Here is a 2,209-nt window from a genome sequence, read left to right as displayed (position 1 = left end):
CGTCCCTGTAACACCCGCGCCAGCGACGCGTGGACCTCCTCCACCGACCGCTCCGGCTGGAACGACTGCCAGTCCAGTGCCGTCACGAGCACCATCCCGAACAGCGCGGACGCCGTCAGGGCGACGTCGGACCCCGCCGCCGGGTCGTCCTCCGCGGCCGCCTCCCGCAGCACGGACTCGATCACCTCGACCGCCTGCTGCCGCACCCGCGTCAGCGTCGGGCGCCAGGCCCGGTTGGTGCGCCACAGCTCGGCGACGTAGAGCTGGGCCAGCGCCGGCCGGCGCGCCACGAAGTCCAGCCCGGCGCGGATCATCGCGTCCAGCGCCTCGGCCGCGCCGCCGCCGCGCTCGGCCGTCTCGTCGGCCGCGGCCCGCAGCGCCCCGGTCAGCAGCTCCATGCCGTGCCGCAGCAGCTCCTCGAACAGATCGGTCTTGCTCGCGAAGTTGTAATAGACGGTGCCCTTGGCCACCCCGGCCCGTTCCGCTATCTCGTCCACGGTGGTGGAGGAGAAGCCCTGTTCGGCGATGAGGGTCACCGCGGCGTCGAAGAGCTTTCGCCGGGTGTTCTGACGGCGCGTACCGCTGCTGTCCATGAGGTGATTCTCCCTGCCCGCCCCGCGGCCCCCGCGCCTGCGTCAACCTCGCGTGGCCGCACGGGTATTCGCGCAGGCCGGAGCCCTTGTCCGGAGCGCCCCGCGCGGCGCCGCGCCGGGCCGGGCGGCCGTGTCGTCCCGGCCCCGGGCACGGCCCATTAGGCTGGGGCGCACGCAATCGTTCGCCACCGCCGAGGAGCCACCCGCCGTGTCAGACCCGCTGCGCCCCCGGGCGTCCCTGCGTACCGCCGTGGTCTGGGAGGTCCTGCGCGACGCCCTGGACCGCCGGGTGAAGGCCGCCGGCCCGGCCGGCGGCGTGCTGGACGTGCTCGACACCGGCGGCGGCTCCGGCCACTTCGCGGTGCCCGTCGCGGCGCTCGGCCACCGCGTCACCGTCGTCGACCCCAGCCCCAACGCCCTCTTCGCGCTGGAGCGCCGGGCCGCCGAGGCCGGTGTCGCCGAGCGGGTGCGCGGCGTCCAGGGCGACGCCCACGGCCTGTTCGACGTGGTGGACCGCGGCGCCTACGACGTGGTGCTGTGCCACGGCGTCCTGGAGTACGTGGACGACCCCGCCGAGGGCGTGCGCAACGTCATCGAGGCGCTCCGCCCCGCCGGCACCCTGAGCCTGCTGGCCGCGGGCCTCGGCGGCGCCGTCCTCTCCCGTGCGCTCGCCGGGCACTTCACCGAGGCCCGCCAGGTCCTCACCGACCCGGCCGGCCACTGGGGCGCGGGCGACCCGATGCCGCGCCGGTTCACCGCCGAGCAGCTGACGGAGCTGGTGACCGCCGCGGGCCTGGAGGCGGGCGCCGTGCACGGCGTGCGCGTCTTCGCCGATCTGGTGCCCGGCGTGCTGCTCGACGCGGAGCCCGGGGCCCGGGAGGCGCTCGCCCAGCTGGAGGCCGCCGCGGCCGCGCTGCCGGCCTTCCACTCGGTGGCCACCCAACTGCACGTACTGGCCGAACGTGGCTGACTGCGCGCTGTAGGTCACACACCACCCGATCAGCTGGTTCGCCCCGTATGATCGGGGGACGCCGTCCGGCATGGCCGCTCGGCGAACCGGGAATGTACGTCCCGACACCACCGATCGCCACACGGACATCGGTGGGCGGATTGGCGCAGAGGGGCGGGTTTCACGGGGGCGATTCCCTGCCTATCCTGAAAGGGTCGCACCCGGTCGCCCCCCGCGACCGACGAGTAGGAGGACTCCGTGCCGCTCTCGGAGCACGAGCAGCGCATGCTCGAGCAGATGGAGCGAGCGCTGTACGCCGAAGATCCCAAGTTCGCGACAGCGCTCGAGGGCAGCGGCCTGCGCACGTACACCCGGCGACGGGTCTACCAGGCGGTCGCCGGGTTTCTGGTGGGTATCGCGCTCTTGATGACCGGCGTGATGATTCAGGGGCAGTACTGGATCAGTGTGGTCGGCTTCCTCGTCATGCTGGGCTGCGCGGCGCTCGCCGTCACCGGCTGGCGCAAGGCGCCCCGGCCCGGTGCGCAGCAGGGGACGGGCCCGGCGGGGCCCCTGGGCGGCCGGGGCCAGATGCGCCCGCGCCGCAGCATGATGGACCGCATCGAGCAGCGCTGGCAGCGCCGCCGCGACGAGCAGGGCCACTGAGAGC

The 2,209-nt window shown here is 74.5% G+C and carries 3 protein-coding genes; 2 read left to right on the top strand and 1 reads right to left on the bottom strand.

Annotated features, from left to right (window positions below):
• Positions 1 to 593 (bottom strand): TetR/AcrR family transcriptional regulator (locus V7793_RS36665; protein WP_336014005.1); only part of this gene is annotated, 593 nt, incomplete at its 3' end.
• 208 nt (positions 594 to 801) lie between these two features.
• Here V7793_RS36665 and V7793_RS36660 point away from each other — a divergent pair.
• The gene (locus V7793_RS36660; RefSeq protein WP_336014004.1) at positions 802 to 1,563 is read left to right on the top strand and encodes a methyltransferase; all 762 of its coding nucleotides are present in this window, start codon (positions 802 to 804) and stop codon (positions 1,561 to 1,563) included.
• Between the two features lie 237 nt (positions 1,564 to 1,800).
• Positions 1,801 to 2,205 carry a DUF3040 domain-containing protein gene (locus tag V7793_RS36655; protein WP_168090802.1) on the top strand — a complete coding sequence of 135 codons (405 nt, stop codon included), beginning with the start codon at positions 1,801 to 1,803 and terminating at the stop codon, positions 2,203 to 2,205.
• The last annotated feature ends 4 nt before the right edge of the window (positions 2,206 to 2,209 follow it).

The sequence above is a fragment of the Streptomyces sp. KLMMK genome, from assembly GCF_036961605.1.
Taxonomy (GTDB): Bacteria; Actinomycetota; Actinomycetes; order Streptomycetales; family Streptomycetaceae; genus Streptomyces; species Streptomyces telluris.
This window is presented reverse-complemented; position numbering and strand designations above follow the sequence as displayed.